We start from the raw sequence: 22355 nt of genomic DNA, 5'->3' as shown, positions 1-22355 counted from the left end.
ATGGATTTCATATTACCGATAGGATATTTTCTGATTTTCTGATATTATTAAGTGGATTCATTAAACTTTACTAGAAGGAACCTATTGGAGGACTTAGATATGAAAGCAATTTGGAAGCGTTGGTTTAAAAAAGATGCTTCTGTTAATATAAACGATATTAGCATGGAACGTATAATGCAAGCTGAAATACCCGAACATATTGCCATTATTATGGATGGTAATGGACGCTGGGCGAAAAAGCGTGCACTTCCTCGTATAGCAGGTCATAAAGAAGGAATGAATGTAGTTCGTAATATGACGAAAATCGCTAATCATTTAGGGGTGAAGACGTTAACTTTATATGCATTCTCAACTGAAAACTGGAAAAGACCATTAAAAGAAGTAGATTATTTAATGAAGCTACCAGTTGAATTTCTAGATACCTTTTTGCCTGAATTAATTTCAGAAAATGTAAAAGTTACAATTATGGGCGATGTAGAGAACCTTCCTCCCCATACCAAAAAAGCTGTAAAGCAGGCAATGCTTGATACCATTAATAATGATGGTTTAATATTAAATTTAGCTTTTAACTACGGAAGTCGAGCAGAGATGGTATTGGGTATTCAAAAATTAGTAAGCGATGTAAAGAGTGGAGAAACATCTGAAGAGCAAATTACGGAAGAGTTATTTTCATCCTATTTAATGTCAAATCAATTGAAAGATCCCGACTTGTTAATCCGAACAAGTGGTGAAATAAGATTAAGTAATTTTATGCTATGGCAATTAGCTTATACAGAATTTTATTTTACTGATGTACTATGGCCTGATTTTACTGAGAAAGATTTTCTAAAGGCAATTGAAGTGTATCAAACTCGTTCTAGAAGATATGGTGGTCTATAATAGAGTATGATAGTTTGGCCGATAGATCATTTCTGGCCGAACATTACATAAATGAATTGTGTTTTTTAGCTCTATATTATGAATAAAAGTGTGATTCATCTTTTGTTTAATAGGACAAATAGTTATCGATTAGTTAGGAAAACTTTCTACTTTGAAATCAATCAAGGATTAGAACGGTACTAATGGAAGGTGAGGATTTAATAAATTATGAAGCAACGAATTATTACAGCTGTTATAGCGGCTGCAGTCTTTTTACCGATTGTAGTATATGGTAATTTTCCATTCGTTATATTGATGTTTTTAATGGCAACAATAGGGTTACATGAATTATTTAAAATGCATAAAATATCTGCGATATCGCCATCAAGTATCATTGGATTTTTAATGCTATGGATATTACTAATTCCAACTGTCTACTCCTCTATTTTGGAAGATTTCAGCATAACTAAAACGACTACTTTCATGATTGGCGCAGTATTATTATTAATATACACTGTTACTTCAAAAAATCGTTTTACATTTGATGACGTTGGTTTTGTGCTTATATCTGTTTTATATGTAGCGATGGGCTTTTACTACATAATGGAAACGAGAGCAGATGGATTATTTTATGTCTTCTTTGTATTGTTCACGTTATGGGCAACAGATTCAGGGGCATATTTCATCGGAAGAGCTATAGGAAAGAATAAGCTTTGGCCAGAGATTAGTCCGAATAAGACAATTGAAGGTGCTTTAGGTGGAGTTTGTGCAGCGTTATTAGTAGCATTATTATTTTCAATATTCACGTCGATTGATGAAAATTTAGTTAAACTACTGCTTATGAGTGTGGTAATTGCTATTTTTGGTCAGCTAGGTGATTTAGTACAATCTGCATTTAAGCGTCATTATGGTGTGAAAGATTCAGGAAACTTGCTACCAGGTCATGGAGGGATTTTAGATCGTACAGACAGCTGGCTTTTTGTTTTTCCTATTCTTCACTTAATCCACTTAATTTAAGATGATTACTAACTGACAAGCAATGAATGGGGGATTAAATGATGAAGAAAATTAGTATTTTAGGGGCAACAGGTTCGATTGGTACACAAACTTTAGATGTTGTCAGAAATAATCGTGATCTATTTGAAGTAGTAGCTTTTTCAGCAGGATCAAACATACTATTAACTAAACAGTTTATTGAAGAATTTTCTCCTTCACTTGTTTCGGTTAAAAATAAAGAAGATTATGAGGAGTTAAAATCAGTGTATCCATCTACTTCATTTACATATGGAGATGATGGATTAGTAGAGGTAGCTGTATATCCAAGTAGTGAAATAGTTGTTACGGCTGTCATTGGGAGTGTAGGATTATATCCAACACTTAAAGCTATTCAAGCAAAGAAAGATATTGCTCTTGCTAACAAAGAAACATTGGTAACAGCTGGACATATTGTCATGGCAGCTGCCAAAGAAAATGGTGTTCGAATTTTTCCGGTTGATAGTGAACATTCTGCTATTTTTCAAGCGTTGCAAGGTGAACAAGAGAAAAATATTGAACGATTAATCATTACAGCATCTGGTGGAAGTTTTCGAGACTATACAAGGGAACAACTTAAAGAAGTAACAGTTGAGCAAGCACTAAATCACCCAAATTGGTCAATGGGTGCTAAAATAACAATAGATTCAGCTACAATGATGAATAAAGGTCTTGAGGTTATTGAGGCACATTGGTTATTCAATATGGATTATGATAAAATTTCAGTATTAATGCATAAAGAGAGCATTATTCACTCTATGATCGAGTTTCACGATGGAAGTATAATGGGTCAGCTTGGAACACCTGATATGAGAGGACCGATTTCTTATGCATTAATGTATCCAGATCGATTAAAGAATGCTACAAAAGAACGTTTGGATCTGGCGAAAATTGCTACACTGCATTTCAAAAAAATGAGTTTTGAACGCTTCCCGTGCTTGCAATATGCATATGAGGCTGGAAAAACAGGAGGAACTATGCCGACAGTTCTTAATGCGGCTAATGAGGTTGCTGTAGCTATGTTCTTACAAGGAAAAATATCATTTTTAGAAATTGAAAGCTTAATCTATACTGCTATGGCTAAGCATACAGTCTTGGTCAATCCGGATTTAGAAACAATTCAACAAGTCGATAGCGAAACTAGGAATCAAATTCAGTTATTCGTAAAATAGAGGTGGTGGATACGTGCAAACAATACAAACAGTTGTTTCATTTATCATTATATTTGGAGCTCTCGTTTTCGTTCATGAATTAGGACATTTAATTTTTGCTAAAAGAGCTGGTATTCTCTGTAGAGAATTCGCTATTGGTTTTGGACCTAAAATCTTTTCTTTTAAAAAGAATGAAACGGTTTATACCATTCGTTTACTTCCAATTGGTGGATTTGTTCGAATGGCAGGTGAAGACCCAGAATCAATTGAAATAAAACCGGGATATCGAATTGGTTTAAAATTCGATTCTGAAGGTAAAGTCAATAAAATTATTTTAAATAATAAAGACAAATATCGTGACATAAAAGTGATAGAAGTCGAAGACATTGATTTAGAACATAGACTTACTTTAAGAGGCTATGAAGAAGAAGAAGATCAAATCATTCAGTCCTTTGAGATTCATCCAGAGGCAGTTATTGTACAAGATGGTATAGAAAATCAAATTGCACCATATAATCGTCAATTTGCTTCTAAGACATTAGGTCAAAGAGCTATGGCTATTTTTGCTGGTCCTATGATGAATTTTATTTTTGCAATTGTTATATTTGCAGTGATTGCTGGAATTCAAGGTGTAGCTGTTGATGATGCCCGCTTAGGTAAGCTTACGGAGGATGGTGCGGCAATTGCAGCTGGTTTAAAAGCTGGAGATGAAATTCAATCGATTGATGGAGCCGAGGTTTCTTCTTGGACGGATGTTCAGGAAGAAATACAGAAACATCCTGGTGAAGAAATTCAATTTGTCGTTGAAAGAGATGGGAAAACATTAGAATTTCCTGTTACACCAAAAGAAATCGAACGAGAAGATCAAAACGGAAATATGAAAAAAATCGGTGTCATTGGCGTTTATCAACCTATGGAGAAGTCAATTGGTCAGATTTTTACATATGGATTTACCGAAACCTATTTTTGGATTAAACAAATTTTTTACATGCTAGGTCAATTAGTAACAGGTCAATTTTCGATTGATATGCTTTCAGGACCAGTAGGTATTTATGTGACAACGGAAGAAGTGGCGAAATCTGGTATACTAACATTGATGAAATGGGCTGGGGTATTAAGTATTAATCTTGGGATTATGAACCTATTACCAATACCAGCAATGGATGGTGGAAGATTATTATTCTTCGCAGTTGAAGCAGTAAGAGGAAAACCTCTTGATCGTCAAAAAGAAGGCATGGTACATTTTATTGGCTTTGCCCTACTCATGTTGCTCATGCTTGTTGTGACATGGAATGATATTCAACGTTTTTTCCTTCAATAATAACGGTAGTATGATAAAATAAAAAAAGCTAGGGGCAAAGGCACTGTTAAGCTTTGCTTCTTCTTTTTTTAAAGAAATAAATAAATGAGGAAAGTCTACTATAAATTTAAGTTTAGATGTAGCTAATGAGGTGTTTAAAGATGAAACAATCAAAAATGTTTATTCCTACTTTAAGAGAAGTACCTGCAGATGCAGAAGTTACAAGCCATCGTTTACTGTTAAGAGCAGGTTATATTCGTCAAACAGCAAGTGGTGTATATAGCTATTTACCACTTGGTAAAAAAGTGTTAAAGAAAATCGAAGAAATTGTACGAGAAGAAATGGATGCTACAGGTGCAAATGAAATCTTAATGCCTTCTTTACAACAAGCTGAATTATGGCAAGAATCTGGTCGCTGGTTTTCATATGGACCTGAATTAATGCGTATGAAAGATCGTCATAATCGTGAGTTTGCTTTAGGACCAACACATGAAGAGGTTGTGACAAGCTTAGTGAGAGACGAATTGTCATCATACAAAAAGCTCCCATTGACTTTATATCAAATTCAAACTAAATTCCGTGACGAAAAGAGACCGCGTTTTGGATTATTACGAGGAAGAGAATTTGTTATGAAAGATGCTTATTCTTTCCATAGTACTCCAGAAAGCTTAGACGAAGTATATAATGATTTATTTCAAGCGTATCAAAATGTATTCACAAGATGTGGTTTGAATTTCCGTGCCGTAATTGCAGATAGTGGTGCAATGGGTGGTAAGGACACTCATGAATTTATGGTTCTTTCTGAAATTGGTGAGGATACAATAGCTTATAGTGATACATCAGATTACGCAGCTAATATCGAAATGGCTCCTGTAATGGCTACGTACGAAAAAAGTTCTGAAGCATTAAAAGAACTTGAAAAAGTATCTACTCCAAGTCAAAAGAGCATTGAAGATATTACATCTTTCTTAAATGTAGATGCTACTTCTTGTATCAAAACACTACTTTTCAAAATTGACGAAAAACATGTCGTTGTTCTTGTTCGTGGCGATCATGAAGTAAATGATATTAAACTGAAAAACCTATTTGAAGCATCAGTAGTAGAATTAGCTTCACCTGAGGAAACACAAGTGGCTTTAGGTTGTGCAATTGGATCTTTAGGACCTGTAGGTGTGACAAATCTTGAAATAATTGCAGACAATGCTGTAGCTAGCATCGTTAATGGGGTTTGTGGAGCTAATGAAGAAGGTATGCATTTTATTAATGTAAACCCTGGTCGTGATTTTAAAGTAGATCAATATACAGATATTCGCTTTATTCAAGAAGGAGATGCTTCTCCAGATGGTAAAGGAATCATTAAATTTGCAAAAGGTATTGAGGTTGGACATGTCTTTAAACTAGGTACAAGATATAGTGAAGCTATGGGAGCTAACTTCTTAGACGAAAATGGACGAAGTCAGCCTATGATAATGGGTTGTTATGGAATTGGAGTTTCTAGAACATTGTCTGCAGCTGCTGAACAATATAATGATGAGAAAGGTTTAGTATGGCCGAAACAACTAACTCCTTTCCATGTTCATGTTATTCCTGTAAATGTGAAAAATGAAGCTCAAGCAACTTTAGCTCTAGAACTTTATGATTCATTGAAAAAACAAGGTTACGATGTTTTATTAGATGATCGTCAAGAACGTCCAGGCGTTAAATTTAATGATTCAGATTTAATGGGGTTACCTGTCCGTGTAACTGTTGGGAAAAGAGCTGAAGAGTCAGTTGTTGAAGTGAAGAACCGTAAAACAGGTGAATCTGTAGAAGTTCACGTAGATGAATTATCTGAAGTAATCGCAAATATTTTAGCATAATACTTTGTTGTTACTGGAATAGAATAGTATGATTATATGACTGATCCGTTAAGTAGATAAATGTAAAACGGATCAGTCTCTTTTGTGTATTGGAATCGGATATTTGTCTTCTGAAAAAACGAAATCAACAAAATGAAACCCTAATACTACGTGTGAAAAGTAGCTTTCTTCATGTGAATGTTTTTGACAAAAGTAAAGGGTCAGTAGGGTTTTTCTAATTTCATTTGAATGTGGTATAATAACGTCTGGTTATATAGTGAAACAGTCGTAAGTAAGACATTTAACTGGTGATTAATTAAATTAGCCACGACTTTTCTCGAAGGTTTATCTCGCACTTAGTGTTTTTACATTATGAAATGAGAGTTTCCGTTGTAGAAGCATGGTTTTAAGGAAATAAAAATGAAGGAGGTTAGGAAGTTGGAACAGAATCCGAATAACGGAAGAGAGAAATTTCAACTCTTACTCCAACAATTACAGCTTACAGAAGATGCATTAGTTAAGTATTTTGCTAATGCAGAAATTACGAAGCTATTTATTGAACGATCTGAAAAAAAATGGCATTTTCAATTTTTGTTGGATAATATTATTCCAAATAATGTACAAACAACTTTTGGAACACGCCTTATCAAAACATTTTCTCATATCGCTGAAGTAACATATACGATGTCGGTAAGAAATCCTCAGGTTACAGAAGACATGATTAAGGATTATTGGACGAGTTGTCTTTCTGAGCTAGATGGCGTATCACCAGCACTCCTTTCCTTGTTAAATGAACAAATCCCAAAAGTAATAGGGAATAAATTAGTTGTCAAAGCGCGAAATGAAGCAGAAGCGGGTCAACTTAAAAATAAATATTCTACTCTTATATCATCCGTGTATGAATCCTATGGATTTCCAAAATTAACTTTAGATACCGAGATTTCAGCTTCAACTGAAGAATACACTGAATTTCTTAAGGCTAAGCAAAAAGAAGACCAAGAGAAAGCGCAAGCAGCTGTGGTTGAAATGCAGAAAAAAGATAGTGATACTTCAGCAGCACCTCAACATGAAGGACCGATTAAGATTGGTTATACCATTAAAGATGATGCTGATTTTAAACGAATGGAAGAAATTGTTGATGAAGAAAGAAGAATAGCAGTTGAAGGATACGTATTTTTTGCTGAAACAAAAGAACTTAGAAGTGGAAGAACGTTACTTACTTTGAAAATGACAGACTATACAAGCTCTATTCAAGTAAAAATGTTTTCTCGTGATAAAGAGGATGCCGCAATACTGTCATCTGTTAAAAAAGGTATGTGGATGAGGGCGCAAGGTAGTATTCAAAATGATACATTTGTACGTGATTTAGTTATGATGGCAAATGATCTAAATGAAATGAAAGCACCTCAGAGAATAGATAAGGCTGATGACAAAAGAGTTGAGCTTCATCTTCATACTCCAATGAGTCAAATGGATGCAGTTAGTTCTGTTTCCGACTTAGTGTCGCAAGCTAAGAAATGGGGTCATAAAGCAGTTGCTATTACCGATCATGCAGTTGTACAATCCTTTCCAGAAGCATATGGGGCTGGGAAGAAAAATGATATTAAAATATTATATGGATTAGAAGCTAACTTAGTAGATGATGGTGTACCTATCGCGTATAATCCTGCTCATCGTTTACTAGAAGATGATACGTATGTAGTATTTGACGTAGAAACGACAGGTCTCTCTGCTGTTTACGATACAATCATAGAATTGGCAGCAGTTAAGGTTCGTAACGGTGAGATAATTGATACGTTTGAATCATTTGCTAACCCACATCATCCATTATCCGCTACGACTATTGATTTAACTGGAATAACTGATGATATGGTACGGAATGCACCAGAAGTCTCTGAAGTATTAAAACGTTTCAAAGATTGGACAGAGGATGCTATTCTTGTTGCCCATAATGCAAGCTTTGATATGGGTTTTTTAAATGTAGGATACAAAAAAATTGGTTTTGAAAAAGCGTCTAATCCTGTCATTGATACATTAGAGCTTGGACGTTTTCTATATCCTCAATTAAAAAATCATCGTCTTAATACATTAGCAAAAAAATTCGATATTAATTTAACGCAACATCACCGTGCTATTTATGATGCTGAAGCTACAGGTCATTTATTGATTAAAATGCTAAAAGATGCTACAGAAAAAGGCATTGTTTACCATGATGAGTTCAATGAGCATATGGGTGAAGGTAAGGCTTATCAACGTTCAAGACCATATCACTGTATTCTATTAGCGCAAAATGATTTGGGATTGAAAAACTTATTTAAATTAGTTTCATTTGCACATATTAACTATTTCTATCGTGTTCCTAGAATTCCACGATCATTACTTCAGAAATATCGAGAAGGAATCATCGTAGGTTCAGCTTGTGATAAAGGTGAAGTATTTGAAGGAATGATGCAAAAAAGTCCGGAAGAGGTAGAAAAGATTGCTGAGTTCTACGATTATCTAGAAGTAATGCCTCCTGAAGTATATGCCCATTTAATTGAAATGGAATATGTTCGCGATCAAAAATCATTAGAAGGAATTATTTTAAATATCGTTAAGCTTGGGAAAAAGCTCGGAAAGCCAGTAGTAGCAACAGGAAATGTTCATTATTTACATCCAAATGATAAAATATATCGAAAAATACTAGTAGGTTCTCAAGGTGGCGCGAATCCGCTAAATAGACATAAGTTACCAAATGTCCATTTCCGTACAACAGATGAAATGCTTTCTTGCTTTTCTTTTTTAGGAAAAGAGGTTGCTGAGGAAATTGTTATTACAAATACCAATAAAATAGCAGATATGATTGATGTTATTAAACCAATCAAAGACGATCTATATACACCTAAAATTGAAGGTGCTGAGGATGAGATGCGTCAAATGTCTTATGCTATGGCTAGGAAGATTTATGGTGATCAGCTTCCAGAGATTGTAGAGGCAAGACTTGAAAAAGAGTTGAAAAGTATTATAGGGCATGGATTTGCCGTAATCTATTTGATATCTCATAAGCTAGTTAAAAAGTCATTGGACGATGGCTATCTAGTAGGTTCCCGTGGTTCGGTAGGGTCATCGTTTGTTGCAACGATGACGGAAATAACTGAGGTTAATCCATTGCCTCCGCATTATGTATGTCCGAATTGTAAGCATTCAGAGTTCTTTGATGATGGATCAGTAGGTTCAGGGTTTGATTTGCCTGATAAAGATTGTCCTAAATGTACAACACCTTTTAAGAAAGATGGGCATGATATCCCCTTTGAAACTTTCCTTGGTTTTAAAGGAGACAAAGTACCTGATATCGATTTGAACTTTTCTGGTGAGTATCAACCACAAGCTCATAATTATACAAAAGTACTATTTGGTGAAGATTACGTTTACCGTGCAGGAACAATTGGAACGGTAGCTGAAAAGACGGCTTATGGATATGTTAAAGGTTATGCAAGTGATAATAATCTCCATATTCGCTCTGCAGAAGTAGATCGATTGGTAGCTGGTTGTACCGGAGTTAAGCGTACGACTGGACAACATCCAGGTGGTATTATCGTTGTACCAGATTATATGGATATCTTTGATTTTTCTCCTATTCAGTTCCCTGCTGATAGCCAAACGGCTGAGTGGAAAACGACACATTTCGATTTCCATTCCATCCATGATAATGTCCTAAAACTAGATATACTTGGACACGATGATCCGACCGTTATTCGTATGCTTCAGGATTTAAGTGGAATAGATCCTAAAACGATTCCAACGGATGATCCAGAAGTCATGAAGATATTTAGTGGAACAGAATCACTTGGTGTAACAGAGGAACAAATTATGTGTAAAACAGGAACCTTAGGTATTCCTGAATTCGGTACACGATTTGTAAGACAGATGCTAGAAGATACTAAACCGACTACTTTTTCTGAACTTGTCCAAATCTCAGGATTATCACATGGTACGGATGTTTGGTTAGGAAATGCCCAAGAACTGATTCATAATAATATTTGTAATCTGAGTGAAGTTATAGGTTGTCGTGATGATATTATGGTTTATTTAATTTATCAGGGCCTTGACCCATCTCTGGCTTTTAAAATTATGGAATCTGTACGTAAGGGTAAAGGTTTATCTGAAGAGTTTGAAGCAGAAATGAGAAAAAACGAAGTGCCTGAATGGTATATCGACTCTTGTAAAAAGATCAAATACATGTTCCCAAAAGCCCATGCTGCTGCATATGTATTGATGGCTGTTCGTATTGCCTACTTTAAGGTTCACCATCCTTTGTTGTACTATGCTGCGTATTTTACAGTACGTGCAGATGATTTTGATATTGAGGCTATGTCTAGGGGATCGATGGCGATTAGAGCCGTTATTGAGGAAATAAACGCTAAAGGCTTAGAAGCTTCCCCTAAAGAGAAAAATACGTTAACTGTACTTGAACTTGCATTAGAAATGTGTGAGCGTGGATATTCGTTCCAAAAAGTTGATTTATATAAATCGCAGGCATCGGAATTTATCATCGAAGGTAATACGCTTATACCACCATTTAATTCAGTACCAGGATTAGGTACAAACGTTGCCATTAATATTGTTAATTCAAGAGATGAAGGGGAATTCCTTTCTAAAGAAGATTTACAAAAACGTGGTAAGGTTTCTAAAACAATTTTAGATTACTTGGATAAGCAAGGATGTTTGGATTCATTACCTGATCAAAATCAACTTTCCTTGTTCTAAAAGATAAAAATGTATATAATTTTAGACCTCGTTTATTGTCTAGCGCAAGCGCCGGTCCTTCAAGGTTATAAGCCAAATCAACTAGAAGGTTATAGATTAACCTTCTAGTTGAATCGTCTTATGCCGGTCAGGGCTAATCAAGACGCTTTTCTTAAAGTTCTGTGAAAATTTGTCTATTCATATGGCGAATCACGACCTTCATTTGCACAAAGCTAAATATTGTGTTATATTTTAAATAGAATTACTGATGAAGAGACACATGCCAAGAGTGGGGAAACCCACTCTTTCCTATTGTATTCATACATTTTTGCCATGATGAAGATCTTAAGAGTATGAACAACCTTTCTGTGAAAACATAAAGAGTAGTATGTTCTTTTTACATATTGTGAAACTAATCTCATTTAAGTAAATACTGGTATTAGTTAGAGCAAACCCAAGACCATAATGCTACCCTAAGATACTTTACAAGTTAGGTAAAGGTCTTGTCTCTATGTCTTTATTCCCAATAGAGACAGTAAAAAGATACTTCAATTGAATAGGAGGGATATTATGAGCAAAAAAGTTACCGAAATTGTCGAAGAACTTTTAGTCGATATTTTGGAAGAAGAAAAATTAGAACTAGTTGACGTTGAATATGTAAAAGAAGGTAAAGATTGGTTTTTACGTGTTTTTATAGATAAGGAAACTGGAGTCGATATTGAAGAATGTGGTGTTGTAAGTGAAAAACTTAGTGTGAAACTAGATGAAGTAGATCCAATAACACAAAACTACTTTTTAGAGGTTTCTTCACCAGGTGCTGAAAGACCATTGAAAAAAGAGCAAGATTTTCTCAAAGCTGTTGGTAAACATGTCAATATTAAAACATATGAACCAATAGAAGGTAGTAAGGAATTTGAAGGAAAGCTACTTGAGTATAATGAGAAAGAAGTAACTTTGTCTATTAAGATTAAGACAAGAACAAAAGAAATTGTTATTCCAACTGAAAAGATTGCTAAAGCAAGATTAGCTGTAGTTTTTTCATAAATAATAAGAAAACGCCGATTAAGGGGGATTAAGTAATGAGCAGTGAATTAGTGGATGCGCTAGTTCTTTTAGAAAAAGAAAAAGGTATCTCAAGAGATGTTATAGTTGAAGCAATTGAAGCAGCGCTTGTTTCTGCTTATAAAAGAAACTTCAACCAAGCACAGAACGTGAGAGTGGATTTGAACCTTGGAACAGGAACAATGAGAGTACTTGCTCGTAAAGATGTAGTAGATCAAGTATTTGATTCTCGCCTAGAAATCTCTTTAGAAGATGCAAGAAGAATTAATCCAAACTATGCAGTGGAAGATGTTGTTGAGTTAGAGGTAACTCCAAAAGATTTTGGGCGAATTGCCGCTCAAACAGCAAAACAAGTTGTAACTCAACGTGTACGTGAAGCTGAAAGAGGAATTATTTACTCTGAATTTATCGATCGTGAAGAAGACATCATGAATGGAATTGTTCAACGAGTAGATACACGTTACATTTATGTTAGCTTAGGCAAAATAGAAGCTTTATTACCTGTAAGCGAGCAAATGCCTAATGAACAATATAAACCACATGATCGTATCAAAGTTTTTATAACGAAAGTAGAGAAGACTTCAAAAGGTCCTCAAGTTTTTGTATCTAGAACTCATCCTGGATTATTAAAACGTTTGTTTGAAACGGAAGTACCAGAAATATTTGATGGTACTGTGGAAATTAAGTCAGTAGCTCGTGAAGCTGGTGATCGTTCAAAAATCTCTGTACACACAGATGAGCCAAACGTAGATCCAGTAGGTGCTTGTGTTGGTCAAAAAGGCCAACGTGTTCAAGTAATCGTGAATGAATTAAAAGGTGAAAAAATTGATATTGTAAAATGGTCAGAAGATCCCGTAGAGTTTGTTGCTAATGCTCTTAGTCCTTCTAAAGTTTTGGAAGTAATTGTGAATAAAGAAGAAAAAGCAACAACTGTCGTTGTTCCTGATTATCAATTATCACTAGCAATTGGAAAAAGAGGTCAAAATGCGCGATTAGCTGCCAAACTGACAAATTGGAAAATTGATATTAAGAGTGAAACAGATGCAAGAGAAGCTGGGATTTACCCAGTTCATGAAGAAGAGGCTTTATTAAGCCAAGCTAGTATTGACTCAAGTTATGATGATTTATATGACGAAGAAGAGATCGATTAATTGAGGTGATTTCAGATGTCAACTCGAAAAAAAATACCTTTACGTAAATGTATTGCTTCTGGTGAAATGAAGCCTAAAAAAGAAATGATACGAATTGTACGTTCTAAAGAAGGAGAAGTATCAATCGATCCAACCGGAAAGAAATCAGGTCGCGGAGCATACATTTCTCTAAATAAAGAAGCTATTCTCACAGCCCAGAAAAAAGATGTATTAGCTCGACAGTTAGACGCGGCAATAGATCCAAGTCTTTATGAAGAATTACTTCGATTAGTCGAAAAGGAGAAGCTATAAACAAATGAATCAGCCACGTTGGTCGTCACTGTTAGGTTTAGCTAATAGAGCAAGAAAAGTGATATCAGGAGAAGAACTTGTTGTTAAAGAAGTTCGGAATGGTAAGGCAAAATTGGTTCTTTTGTCTAAAGATGCTTCCTCTAATACCGAAAAGAAGATAACCGATAAATGCAGCTATTATAACGTGCCTCTAGCAAGAGTAGAAAGTAGAGAGCAGCTAGGACATGCAATTGGTAAAGACCATCGTGTCGTATTAGCAGTACTTGATGAGGGGTTTGCTGAAAAACTGAAGACGTTGTTGCATTAATTTATACGGGGGTGAAACGTATGTCAAAAGTACGTGTGTATGAATACGCGAAAAAACATAACGTATCAAGTAAAGAAATAATTCAAAAGCTAAAAGAAATGAATATAGAGGTATCCAATCATATGGCAACAATTGAAGATCCGACTGTACAAAAACTAGATCAAGCCTTCCAACCTAAAAAGGAAGAAAAAAAATCAAATAATAATGTAGCTAAAAATCAACAAGTTAAAGCAGATGATAATATAGTGGAAAATAAATATGAAGATCGTCATGTTGAAAACAGTGTATCAAAACAAAAAATTAAGAAGAAACCTCCTGTTGGTGGAAATAAAAAGCCTGGTGGAGGACAAACACCTTTTAATAAAGGGAAAAAACAAAACAAAAATAATAAAAAGCAAAATAATAATGGTAACAAAGCGCCACAAATGCACACTCCAAGAAAAGAGAAAGAGCTACCAGCTAAAATTACATTTTCTGAGTCATTAACTGTTGGCGAGTTAGCAAAAAAACTTCATCGTGAGCCTTCTGAAATCATAAAAAAATTATTCTTGCTAGGTATTATGGCAACAATTAACCAAAGCTTAGATAAAGATGCAATCGAATTGATTTGTACAGATTATGGTGTAGAAGTAGAAGAAGAAATCAAAATCGATATGACAGATTTAGAAGCTTATACTGCAAGTGAAGAAGAAGCTACTGAAAATAATGAAGAACGTCCAGCTGTTGTAACAATCATGGGTCACGTTGACCACGGTAAAACAACATTGCTTGATTCAATTCGTAATACAAAGGTAACTGAAGGCGAAGCTGGTGGAATTACGCAACATATTGGGGCATACCAAGTTGATGTAAACGATAAAAAAATCACTTTCCTTGATACTCCTGGTCACGCTGCTTTTACAACAATGCGTGCTCGTGGTGCTAAGGTTACGGATATTGCAATCATCGTTGTAGCAGCGGATGATGGTGTAATGCCACAAACAGTTGAGGCTATTAATCATGCTAAAGCTGCAGAGGTTCCTATTATTATTGCTGTTAATAAAATGGATAAAGAAGCGGCTAACCCTGATCGTGTTATGCAAGAATTAACTGAACATGGTCTTGTACCTGAAGCTTGGGGTGGGGATACAATCTTCGTTCCAATGTCAGCGAAAAAAGGTGAAGGAATTGATGAGTTGCTTGAAATGATTCTACTTGTAAGTGAAGTTGAAGAATTAAAAGCAAATTCGAAAAAGCTTGCAACAGGTTCTGTAATTGAAGCGCAGCTTGATAAAGGCCGTGGAGCAGTAGCAACATTGCTTGTACAGAATGGTACTTTAAGAGTTGGAGATCCAATTGTTGTAGGTACAACATTTGGTCGTGTACGTGCGATGGTTAATGATATGGGCCGTCGTGTAAAAGAGGCAGGTCCATCAACACCTGTTGAAATTACAGGTTTGAATGAAGTTCCACAAGCTGGAGATTTATTTGTTGTATTTAAAGATGAGAAAACTGCGCGTCAAGTTGGGGAAGCTCGTTCACAACAACAGGTTCAATCCCAACGTAATGAAAAAGCCGTTGTTACACTTGATAATTTATTTGAACAAATGAAACAAGGTGAAATGAAAGAAATTAACCTTATTGTAAAAGCAGATGTTCAAGGTTCGGCTGAAGCACTTGCAGCATCTCTTCAAAAGATCGATGTTGAAGGTGTTAAAGTTAAAATTATTCATAGCGGTGTAGGTGCTATTACGGAATACGATATTATGTTAGCAACAGCGTCTAACGCGATTGTTATCGGATTTAATGTACGTCCAGATGTAAATGCTAAACGTGCTGCAGAATCTGAACAAGTAGATGTTCGTTTATACAGTATCATTTATAAAGTAATAGAAGAAATTGAGTCAGCAATGAAAGGTATGCTTGATCCTGAGTACGAAGAGAAAGTAATCGGACAAGCAGAAGTTCGTACTACATTTAAAGTTTCTAAAGTAGGAACAATTGCTGGTTCATATGTTACGGATGGAAAAATCACACGTGATAGTAGCATCCGATTAATTCGTCAAGGAGTAGTAATCTTTGAAGGAGAAATTGATGCATTAAAACGTTTCAAAGACGATGCTAAAGAAGTTGCTCAAGGTTATGAGTGTGGTATTACAATTAAAAACTACAATGACATTAAAGAAGGCGACGTAATTGAAGCGTTCGTAATGGAAGAAATCGAACGTAAATGATCGGTTGTGTAGAATTTGAAGCAATTATTTATGATGCACACTCTTTAAAAGAAAAAAGAGCAGTCTTGCAACGTATACTTTCAAGACTTATGCAAAAGTATAATATTGCTGTTGCTGAGGTTGATTACCAAGATTTATGGCAAAGGACAAAGATTGCTATAGTGGCGGTGTCTGCCTCACAAGTAGCTACAGAAAAAGAGTTACAAAGAGCATTGAAATTTGTTGATTCGTTTCCTGAGATTGAACGTACTATTACAGATTTTCAATGGTTTTAACAAAAACGAGGTGATAATATGAGCCTTCGTGCAAATCGTGTTGGTGAACAAATGAAAAAAGAATTAACCGAAATTATTGGACGTAAGTTAAAAGATCCAAGAATCGGTTTTGTAACTGTAACGGATGTTCGTGTTACAGGAGATCTTCAACAAGCTACTGTCTATGTATCAGTGCTTGGAAATGAAGAACAAAAGGAAAATACATTAATCGGTCTTGCAAAAGCAAAGGGATTTATTCGTTCTGAAATTGGCAAGAGAATCCGTTTACGTATAACGCCTGAAATTACTTTTGAATGGGATGAATCGCTTGAATACGGTCATCGCATTGAAAATTTAATTCACCAAATACATGCAGATCAAGACGATCAGAAAAACGAAGAGTAAACTACATGTAAGAAGAATTTCTACATGCTAGAAGTGAATTAAGAAAAGCAGAACGTTCTAAGTCTTAAAGAAGACGTTGAAGCTAGACAATATTCAGTTCTAAAATTATATATTTTGATATTAACAAATAGGCTGACTTCAAACATGTGATTTCCTATTCTCATATATGAGGATATCATATGAAGTCAGCCTTTTATTCTCATATTTGGAGTGTTTAATATGGAAGGAATTCTACCTTTACTCAAACCAAAAGGCATGACCTCACATGATTGCGTTTTCAAATTAAGAAAATTATTAAAAACAAAAAAAGTGGGCCATACGGGTACATTAGATCCAGATGTTACGGGAGTTTTGCCAATTTGTGTTGGAAGAGCGACCAAAATAGCTGAATATATTACAGATGCCGGAAAAAGTTATGAAGGCGAAGTTACAATTGGTTTCTCAACAACGACAGAAGATAGTAGTGGTGAACTCGTTGATGAAGTGAAAGGTACTAAACGTTTCACTAGAGCAGAAATTTTGCAGGTTCTTCATAAATTCGAAGGTGAGCTTGTTCAAACTCCACCTATGTATTCGGCTGTAAAGGTAAATGGGAAAAAACTTTACGAATATGCTCGTGCAGGGATAGAAGTTGAACGTCCAAAAAGAAATGTAAAGATTTATAGCATGACATTACTTGATGATCGAAATGAATTTTCAGGGGAAAACGTTTCATTTCGTTTTAGAGTAAGTTGTTCAAAAGGTACATATATTCGGACACTTGCTGTTATGATTGGAGAAGAATTAGGATATCCAGCTCATATGTCTCATTTAGTTCGAATTCAATCGTCAAGCTTTACGCTAGAAGATTGTTATACATTTGAGCAAATTGAGCAGTATGCAGAAGAGAATCGCCAAATGGAACTACTGAAGCCTTTAGAATATGGTTTAACACATTTACCGAAAATAGATTTGCGTTATGATCAAGCAAGAAAAGTGGTAAATGGCCTGGCGTTGGCTAATCCTGGAAATAAAAACCTTGAACTAGAAGAGCCTTTTGTTTTAATGTATAATAATATTGCTATAGCTATTTATAAAATACCGGAAAACAAAAAGAATGTAATTAAACCTGTAAAGGTATTACGTACAAGTTTAACATGAAAGAGAGAACAGCTTTTTTAGAAAGAGGAGAAGGAATTGAAAGTAATCAAACTAGATTATCCTCATACATATCAGCAAGATGATTTCCCTCCATTATCCATCGCTCTTGGCTTTTTTGATGGTGTGCATGGGGGACATCAAAAAGTGATACATACAGCGATAGATATTGCAAAAGCTAATGGATGGAAATCAGCCGTTATGACTTTTTATCCACATCCACTCGCTGTTCTTAGAAGTGATCAGAAGGTTCATTACATTTCTCCTTTGGAGGATAAAATAAAATTAGTTGAAGAATTAGGAGTAGACTATTTATTTGTTGCTAATTTTACAGAAGAATTTGCTTCACTTCTTCCTCAACAATTCGTTGATCAGTACTTGATTTCGTTACATGTTAAACATGTAACAGCTGGTTTTGATTATTCTTATGGAAGATTAGGAAAAGGAACGATGGAAACCTTACCATTCCATTCAAGAGGTATATTTGGGCAAACTATTATTCCTAAAGTGAGCCTGCAAAATGAGAAAATCAGTTCATCGAGAATTAGATCAAGTTTACATCAAGGCGCTGTTGAGGATTTTAGATTATTGACAGGTCGCTATTATGTATCAAGAGGTATTGTTATTCATGGGGAAAAACGTGGTAGACAATTAGGTTTTCCAACAGCAAATACACTTTTAGATGATGAATATATTATTCCTTCAACAGGTGTTTATGCAGTTAAGGTAAAGATAAACGACAAAACATATAATGGGATTTGTAATATTGGTTACAAACCTACATTTCACAATGAACAACCAGATAAGCCATCTATAGAAGTCCATATTTTTGATTTTGATTCTGTTATTTATGATGAGAGAATCTCGATTGAATGGCATCTTAGATTGCGTAGTGAAAAAAAATTCGCTTCTTTAGATGAACTTATAGCACAAATATCTAAAGATAAGTTAGAAGCACAAAACTATTTTGAAATGAATGCTTAATAGACTTGCTTTTTATTCAAAATCAGAGTAATATATAAAACGTATGAAAAATGAACCTATGCTTGGCTAGTCGAGTCACCGACGCTATGCTCAGCAAATGGGGATTTTAAAAAAATTAAGAGGTGAAAGATTAATGGCAATCTCACAAGAACGCAAAAACGAAATTATCGCAGAATACAAAACTCATGCGAACGATACAGGATCTCCTGAAGTTCAAATCGCAGTTTTAACTGCAGAAATCAACGCTTTAAATGAGCACTTACGTACTCATAAAAAAGATCACCACTCTCGTCGTGGTCTATTAAAAATGGTTGGTAAGCGTCGTAACCTACAAACTTACCTACGTAACAAGGATGTTGCTCGTTACCGCGAACTAATTAACAAACTTGGCTTACGTCGATAATTTTTAAAGGTAATGTCATTCCTTTAAAAAAGATGGGGATTACCCATTTAAAAAAAGCGGGATTTTTCCCGTCTTTTTTCTTGTAAGTGAAGAAAGTTTATTATAAATTTTAATACGAAAGTTTAATTATCGCTTCAAATCCTATGATTGTTTAGGAAGTCAGATTATGAGCGATGCTAGGCTTCATGAACAAGATTATTAAACAATACGAAATAAGTTTTTAAAAATAGTATACATATTTCTTTTTATACTGTTAATGATGCATTTTTTCGTGCATAATAAAATTAGTGTGAATTATATTTTGAGCTTTTACATACATGAATTAGATGTTTAATTAAATAAATTTATTAATTCTCGTATATAGATTGTAGAGAGGGGTTTTTAACATTATGGATCAAACGAAAAAAATATTTTCCATAGATTGGGCTGGTCGTCAGCTATCAGTTGAAATTGGACAATTAGCAAAACAAGCTAGTGGAGCAGCACTTATCCGTTATGGCGATACGGCTGTACTTACTGCTGCAACTGCTTCTAAGGATGCAAAATCAGTAGACTTTTTTCCTTTAACAGTAAACTATGAAGAAAGATTATATGCGGTAGGTAAAATTCCTGGAGGCTTCATCAAACGTGAAGGACGTCCAAGTGAGAAAGCTGTATTAGCGAGCCGATTAATTGATCGCCCAATTCGTCCATTATTTGCTGATGGATTCCGTAATGAAGTACAAGTTGTTAGTACGGTTATGAGTGTTGATCAAGATTGTTCTTCTGAGATGGCTGCGATGTTCGGATCATCTTTAGCATTATGTGTATCTGATATTCCTTTTGAGGGACCTATTGCTGGTGTAGTAGTTGGTAGAATTGATAATGAATTCATTATTAATCCAACTGTTGAACAAATGGAAAAAAGCGATATTAATTTAACTGTTGCTGGTACAAAAGATGCAATCAATATGGTTGAAGCAGGAGCTAATGAAGTACCTGAAGAAGTAATGCTTGAAGCTATTATGTTCGGTCATGAAGAAATCAAAAAGCTTATCGCGTTCCAAGAAGAAATTATGGCTGAAGTAGGAAAAGAAAATCGTGAAATTGTTTTATATGAATTAGACGCTGATCTTTTAGCGGAAGTAACAGCAATGTGCGAGGAAGATATTAATAAGGCTGTTCAAGTTCAAGAAAAACATGCTCGTGAAGATGCTATTAATGAAGTGAAGGCTCGAGTTGTTGCTCATTATGAAGAGCAAGAAGCAGAAGAAGAAACGGTTAAGCAAGTAAAAGAAATCTTAGGTAAGCTTGTGAAGAATGAAGTGAGACGTTTAATTACGGAAGAAAAAGTACGTCCAGATGGAAGAAAACCAGATGAGATTCGTCCGCTATCTTCAGAAACAGGACTTCTTCCGCGTACTCATGGTTCAGGATTATTTACACGAGGACAAACTCAAGCTCTATCAATTTGTACATTAGGTGCCCTAGGCGATGTGCAAATTCTTGATGGATTGGGAGTAGAAGAATCTAAACGCTTTATGCATCATTATAACTTCCCTCACTTTAGTGTAGGTGAAACTGGATTCCAACGTGGACCTGGTCGACGAGAAATTGGACATGGTGCATTAGGAGAAAGAGCTTTAGAACCTGTTATTCCTTCTGAAAAAGAATTTCCTTATACAGTACGTCTGGTATCTGAAGTACTTGAATCAAATGGTTCAACTTCTCAAGCAAGTATTTGTGCGAGTACACTTGCCATGATGGATGCTGGTGTACCAATTAAAGCACCTGTAGCTGGTATTGCAATGGGGCTTGTTAAGAAAGATGAGCATTACACAATTCTTACAGATATTCAAGGTATGGAAGATCACCTTGGAGATATGGACTTTAAAGTTGCTGGTACAGCAAAAGGTGTAACAGCACTTCAAATGGATATTAAAATAGACGGTCTTTCAAGAGAGATTTTAGAAGAGGCACTTCAACAAGCAAAAGCTGGTAGAATGCATATTTTAGAATCTATGCTAAAAACGCTTGATAAGCCAAGAACAGCATTATCGAAATATGCTCCAAAAATCTTGATGATGTCAATTAACCCAGATAAAATTCGTGATGTTATTGGACCGAGCGGTAAGCAAATTAATAAAATTATCGAAGAAACAGGCGTTAAAATTGATATTGAACAAGATGGTACAATTTTCATTGCATCTACTGATGAAGATGGCAATCAAAGAGCAAAACAAATCATTGAAGATCTTGTTCGTGAAGTAGAAGTAGGAAGAACATATTTAGGTAAAGTAAAACGCATTGAAAAATTTGGTGCATTTGTTGAAATTTTTAGTGGAAAAGACGGTTTAGTACACATTTCTGAACTTGCAGAGGAACGTGTTGGTAAAACTGAAGATGTTGTATCACTTGGAGATGAAATCCTTGTAAAAGTAACAGAAGTGGACAAGCAAGGAAGAGTGAATCTTTCTCGTAAAGCAGTTCTTAAAGAGCAAAAAGAAGCAGAGCAAATGAGATAATCTTGCTTTAAGTAAGCATATGGCTATAGCCATATGCTATTTTTTGTGGTGATAGGAATAGACAAATGATACCCTGAGTCTCAATTATATAAGCCATAAGTTACAGAGTTTTGACAATACTATGGGGTCTGGAATAGTCTTTTTCTCTTTTATCTCTCATAACATTATGTGTAAGAAATAAGAGAGCAGTTTCTTTTTAAGGGAAAGACTAAATACTATAATTATGGTATTTTGTTCAAGTCTAGGGAGAGTGATTTGAATATGCCTGAGAAAAATTTAAAAGAACCGCTTTTACCCGAAAATAAACTTGGAAAGATTGGATGCATTGTACTTTTAGTGATTTTATTTGTTTTAGCTATATGTTTCATTGGTGTAATATACTTGGGTTTTCTTTCTTTTTTCGGATTTTATTATTCTTCATTTCAAAATGTGATAGTGTTTTTGCTACTATTACTAGTTATTAGCACGATATATGAAGGCATTCTTTTTGTTGTTAAATCATTTTTCATACATATTGGTTTAACAGTAAAACAAGCGTTTATCATTGAGGCTTTGTTAGAATTTCAAGGTGTGTTTTTTATTGTTCATATACTCGATGAAAAGATGGAGACGATTTCGGTTTCTAATTCAACGGAAGCTTTATTTGCTATCAGTTTATTTTTACTTTATATAGTAAATGAATCTTTTACTAAGAAAAAATAATATATTCTTTGTTACTGAGATTTACTTCTATACACTCC

The 22355-nt window shown here is 34.9% G+C and carries 18 protein-coding genes; all 18 read left to right on the top strand.

What is annotated here, in order from left to right:
* The first annotated feature begins 99 nt into the window (after positions 1–99).
* The 18 genes from BN349_RS10550 (at position 100) to BN349_RS10465 (ending at position 22317) form a co-directional block, all read left to right on the top strand.
* Positions 100–879, top strand: coding sequence for an isoprenyl transferase (locus BN349_RS10550; RefSeq protein WP_019242276.1), 780 nt, complete (start codon positions 100–102; stop codon positions 877–879).
* Positions 880–1086: 207 nt separating this feature from the next.
* A complete protein-coding gene (locus tag BN349_RS10545) occupies positions 1087–1875 on the top strand; it encodes a phosphatidate cytidylyltransferase (protein ID WP_019242275.1) in 789 nt (262 codons plus the stop codon).
* Between the two features lie 41 nt (positions 1876–1916).
* Entirely contained in the window at positions 1917–3062 is a 1146-nt protein-coding gene (dxr, locus tag BN349_RS10540; protein ID WP_019242274.1) for a 1-deoxy-D-xylulose-5-phosphate reductoisomerase, read from the top strand.
* A 22-nt stretch (positions 3063–3084) separates the two neighbouring features.
* Positions 3085–4362, top strand: a complete 1278-nt coding sequence (gene rseP, locus BN349_RS10535; protein WP_026089272.1) for an RIP metalloprotease RseP — start codon at positions 3085–3087, stop codon at positions 4360–4362.
* 140 nt (positions 4363–4502) lie between these two features.
* A complete protein-coding gene (locus BN349_RS10530; RefSeq protein ID WP_019242272.1) occupies positions 4503–6200 on the top strand; it encodes a proline--tRNA ligase in 1698 nt (565 codons plus the stop codon).
* Between the two features lie 417 nt (positions 6201–6617).
* On the top strand, positions 6618–10925 hold the full coding sequence (locus BN349_RS10525; RefSeq protein WP_019242271.1) for a PolC-type DNA polymerase III: 4308 nt from the start codon (positions 6618–6620) through the stop codon (positions 10923–10925).
* 549 nt (positions 10926–11474) lie between these two features.
* Positions 11475–11948, top strand: a complete 474-nt coding sequence (rimP, locus tag BN349_RS10520) for a ribosome maturation factor RimP (RefSeq protein WP_019242270.1) — start codon at positions 11475–11477, stop codon at positions 11946–11948.
* Positions 11949–11983: 35 nt separating this feature from the next.
* Positions 11984–13117, top strand: a complete 1134-nt coding sequence (nusA, locus tag BN349_RS23805) for a transcription termination factor NusA (protein WP_019242269.1) — start codon at positions 11984–11986, stop codon at positions 13115–13117.
* A gap of 15 nt (positions 13118–13132) precedes the next feature.
* Complete coding sequence (gene rnpM / locus BN349_RS10510; RefSeq protein WP_019242268.1) at positions 13133–13408, top strand: RNase P modulator RnpM; 276 nt, start codon at positions 13133–13135, stop codon at positions 13406–13408.
* Between the two features lie 4 nt (positions 13409–13412).
* Positions 13413–13715, top strand: a complete 303-nt coding sequence (locus BN349_RS10505) for a YlxQ family RNA-binding protein (RefSeq protein ID WP_019242267.1) — start codon at positions 13413–13415, stop codon at positions 13713–13715.
* Between the two features lie 20 nt (positions 13716–13735).
* A complete protein-coding gene (gene infB / locus BN349_RS10500; RefSeq protein WP_019242266.1) occupies positions 13736–15928 on the top strand; it encodes a translation initiation factor IF-2 in 2193 nt (730 codons plus the stop codon).
* Positions 15925–16203, top strand: a complete 279-nt coding sequence (locus BN349_RS10495; RefSeq protein WP_019242265.1) for a DUF503 domain-containing protein — start codon at positions 15925–15927, stop codon at positions 16201–16203. Before infB ends, BN349_RS10495 begins: the two co-directional genes overlap by 4 nt.
* Positions 16204–16221: 18 nt before the next feature.
* On the top strand, positions 16222–16587 hold the full coding sequence (gene rbfA / locus BN349_RS10490) for a 30S ribosome-binding factor RbfA (protein ID WP_019242264.1): 366 nt from the start codon (positions 16222–16224) through the stop codon (positions 16585–16587).
* A 219-nt stretch (positions 16588–16806) separates the two neighbouring features.
* Positions 16807–17727, top strand: coding sequence for a tRNA pseudouridine(55) synthase TruB (gene truB / locus BN349_RS10485; protein ID WP_019242263.1), 921 nt, complete (start codon positions 16807–16809; stop codon positions 17725–17727).
* 36 nt (positions 17728–17763) lie between these two features.
* The gene (gene ribF, locus BN349_RS10480) at positions 17764–18708 is read left to right on the top strand and encodes a bifunctional riboflavin kinase/FAD synthetase (RefSeq protein ID WP_019242262.1); all 945 of its coding nucleotides are present in this window, start codon (positions 17764–17766) and stop codon (positions 18706–18708) included.
* 133 nt (positions 18709–18841) lie between these two features.
* Positions 18842–19111, top strand: coding sequence for a 30S ribosomal protein S15 (rpsO, locus tag BN349_RS10475; protein WP_019242261.1), 270 nt, complete (start codon positions 18842–18844; stop codon positions 19109–19111).
* Positions 19112–19500: 389 nt separating this feature from the next.
* Entirely contained in the window at positions 19501–21615 is a 2115-nt protein-coding gene (gene pnp / locus BN349_RS10470; protein WP_019242260.1) for a polyribonucleotide nucleotidyltransferase, read from the top strand.
* Between the two features lie 261 nt (positions 21616–21876).
* Complete coding sequence (locus tag BN349_RS10465; RefSeq protein ID WP_019242259.1) at positions 21877–22317, top strand: YrvL family regulatory protein; 441 nt, start codon at positions 21877–21879, stop codon at positions 22315–22317.
* Positions 22318–22355: the final 38 nt, after the last annotated feature.

This window comes from Bacillus sp. AP8 (genome assembly GCF_000321185.1).
Lineage (GTDB): Bacteria > Bacillota > Bacilli > Bacillales > DSM-1321 > Bacillus_AD > Bacillus_AD massilioanorexius.
The sequence above is the reverse complement of the archived record's forward strand: the minus strand, read 5'-3'. Positions and strand labels throughout refer to the sequence as shown.

What these genes read in the sequence shown, in the direction of transcription:
- BN349_RS10550 (WP_019242276.1), top strand. Translation starts at nt 100, where the DNA reads ATGAAAGCAATTTGGAAGCGTTGGTTTAAAAAAGATGCTTCTGTTAAT.
- BN349_RS10545 (WP_019242275.1), top strand. Translation starts at nt 1,087, where the DNA reads ATGAAGCAACGAATTATTACAGCTGTTATAGCGGCTGCAGTCTTTTTA.
- dxr (WP_019242274.1), top strand. Translation starts at nt 1,917, where the DNA reads ATGAAGAAAATTAGTATTTTAGGGGCAACAGGTTCGATTGGTACACAA.
- BN349_RS10530 (WP_019242272.1), top strand. Translation starts at nt 4,503, where the DNA reads ATGAAACAATCAAAAATGTTTATTCCTACTTTAAGAGAAGTACCTGCA.
- rimP (WP_019242270.1), top strand. Translation starts at nt 11,475, where the DNA reads ATGAGCAAAAAAGTTACCGAAATTGTCGAAGAACTTTTAGTCGATATT.
- nusA (WP_019242269.1), top strand. Translation starts at nt 11,984, where the DNA reads ATGAGCAGTGAATTAGTGGATGCGCTAGTTCTTTTAGAAAAAGAAAAA.
- rnpM (WP_019242268.1), top strand. Translation starts at nt 13,133, where the DNA reads ATGTCAACTCGAAAAAAAATACCTTTACGTAAATGTATTGCTTCTGGT.
- BN349_RS10505 (WP_019242267.1), top strand. Translation starts at nt 13,413, where the DNA reads ATGAATCAGCCACGTTGGTCGTCACTGTTAGGTTTAGCTAATAGAGCA.
- infB (WP_019242266.1), top strand. Translation starts at nt 13,736, where the DNA reads ATGTCAAAAGTACGTGTGTATGAATACGCGAAAAAACATAACGTATCA.
- BN349_RS10495 (WP_019242265.1), top strand. Translation starts at nt 15,925, where the DNA reads ATGATCGGTTGTGTAGAATTTGAAGCAATTATTTATGATGCACACTCT.
- rbfA (WP_019242264.1), top strand. Translation starts at nt 16,222, where the DNA reads ATGAGCCTTCGTGCAAATCGTGTTGGTGAACAAATGAAAAAAGAATTA.
- truB (WP_019242263.1), top strand. Translation starts at nt 16,807, where the DNA reads ATGGAAGGAATTCTACCTTTACTCAAACCAAAAGGCATGACCTCACAT.
- rpsO (WP_019242261.1), top strand. Translation starts at nt 18,842, where the DNA reads ATGGCAATCTCACAAGAACGCAAAAACGAAATTATCGCAGAATACAAA.
- pnp (WP_019242260.1), top strand. Translation starts at nt 19,501, where the DNA reads ATGGATCAAACGAAAAAAATATTTTCCATAGATTGGGCTGGTCGTCAG.
- BN349_RS10465 (WP_019242259.1), top strand. Translation starts at nt 21,877, where the DNA reads ATGCCTGAGAAAAATTTAAAAGAACCGCTTTTACCCGAAAATAAACTT.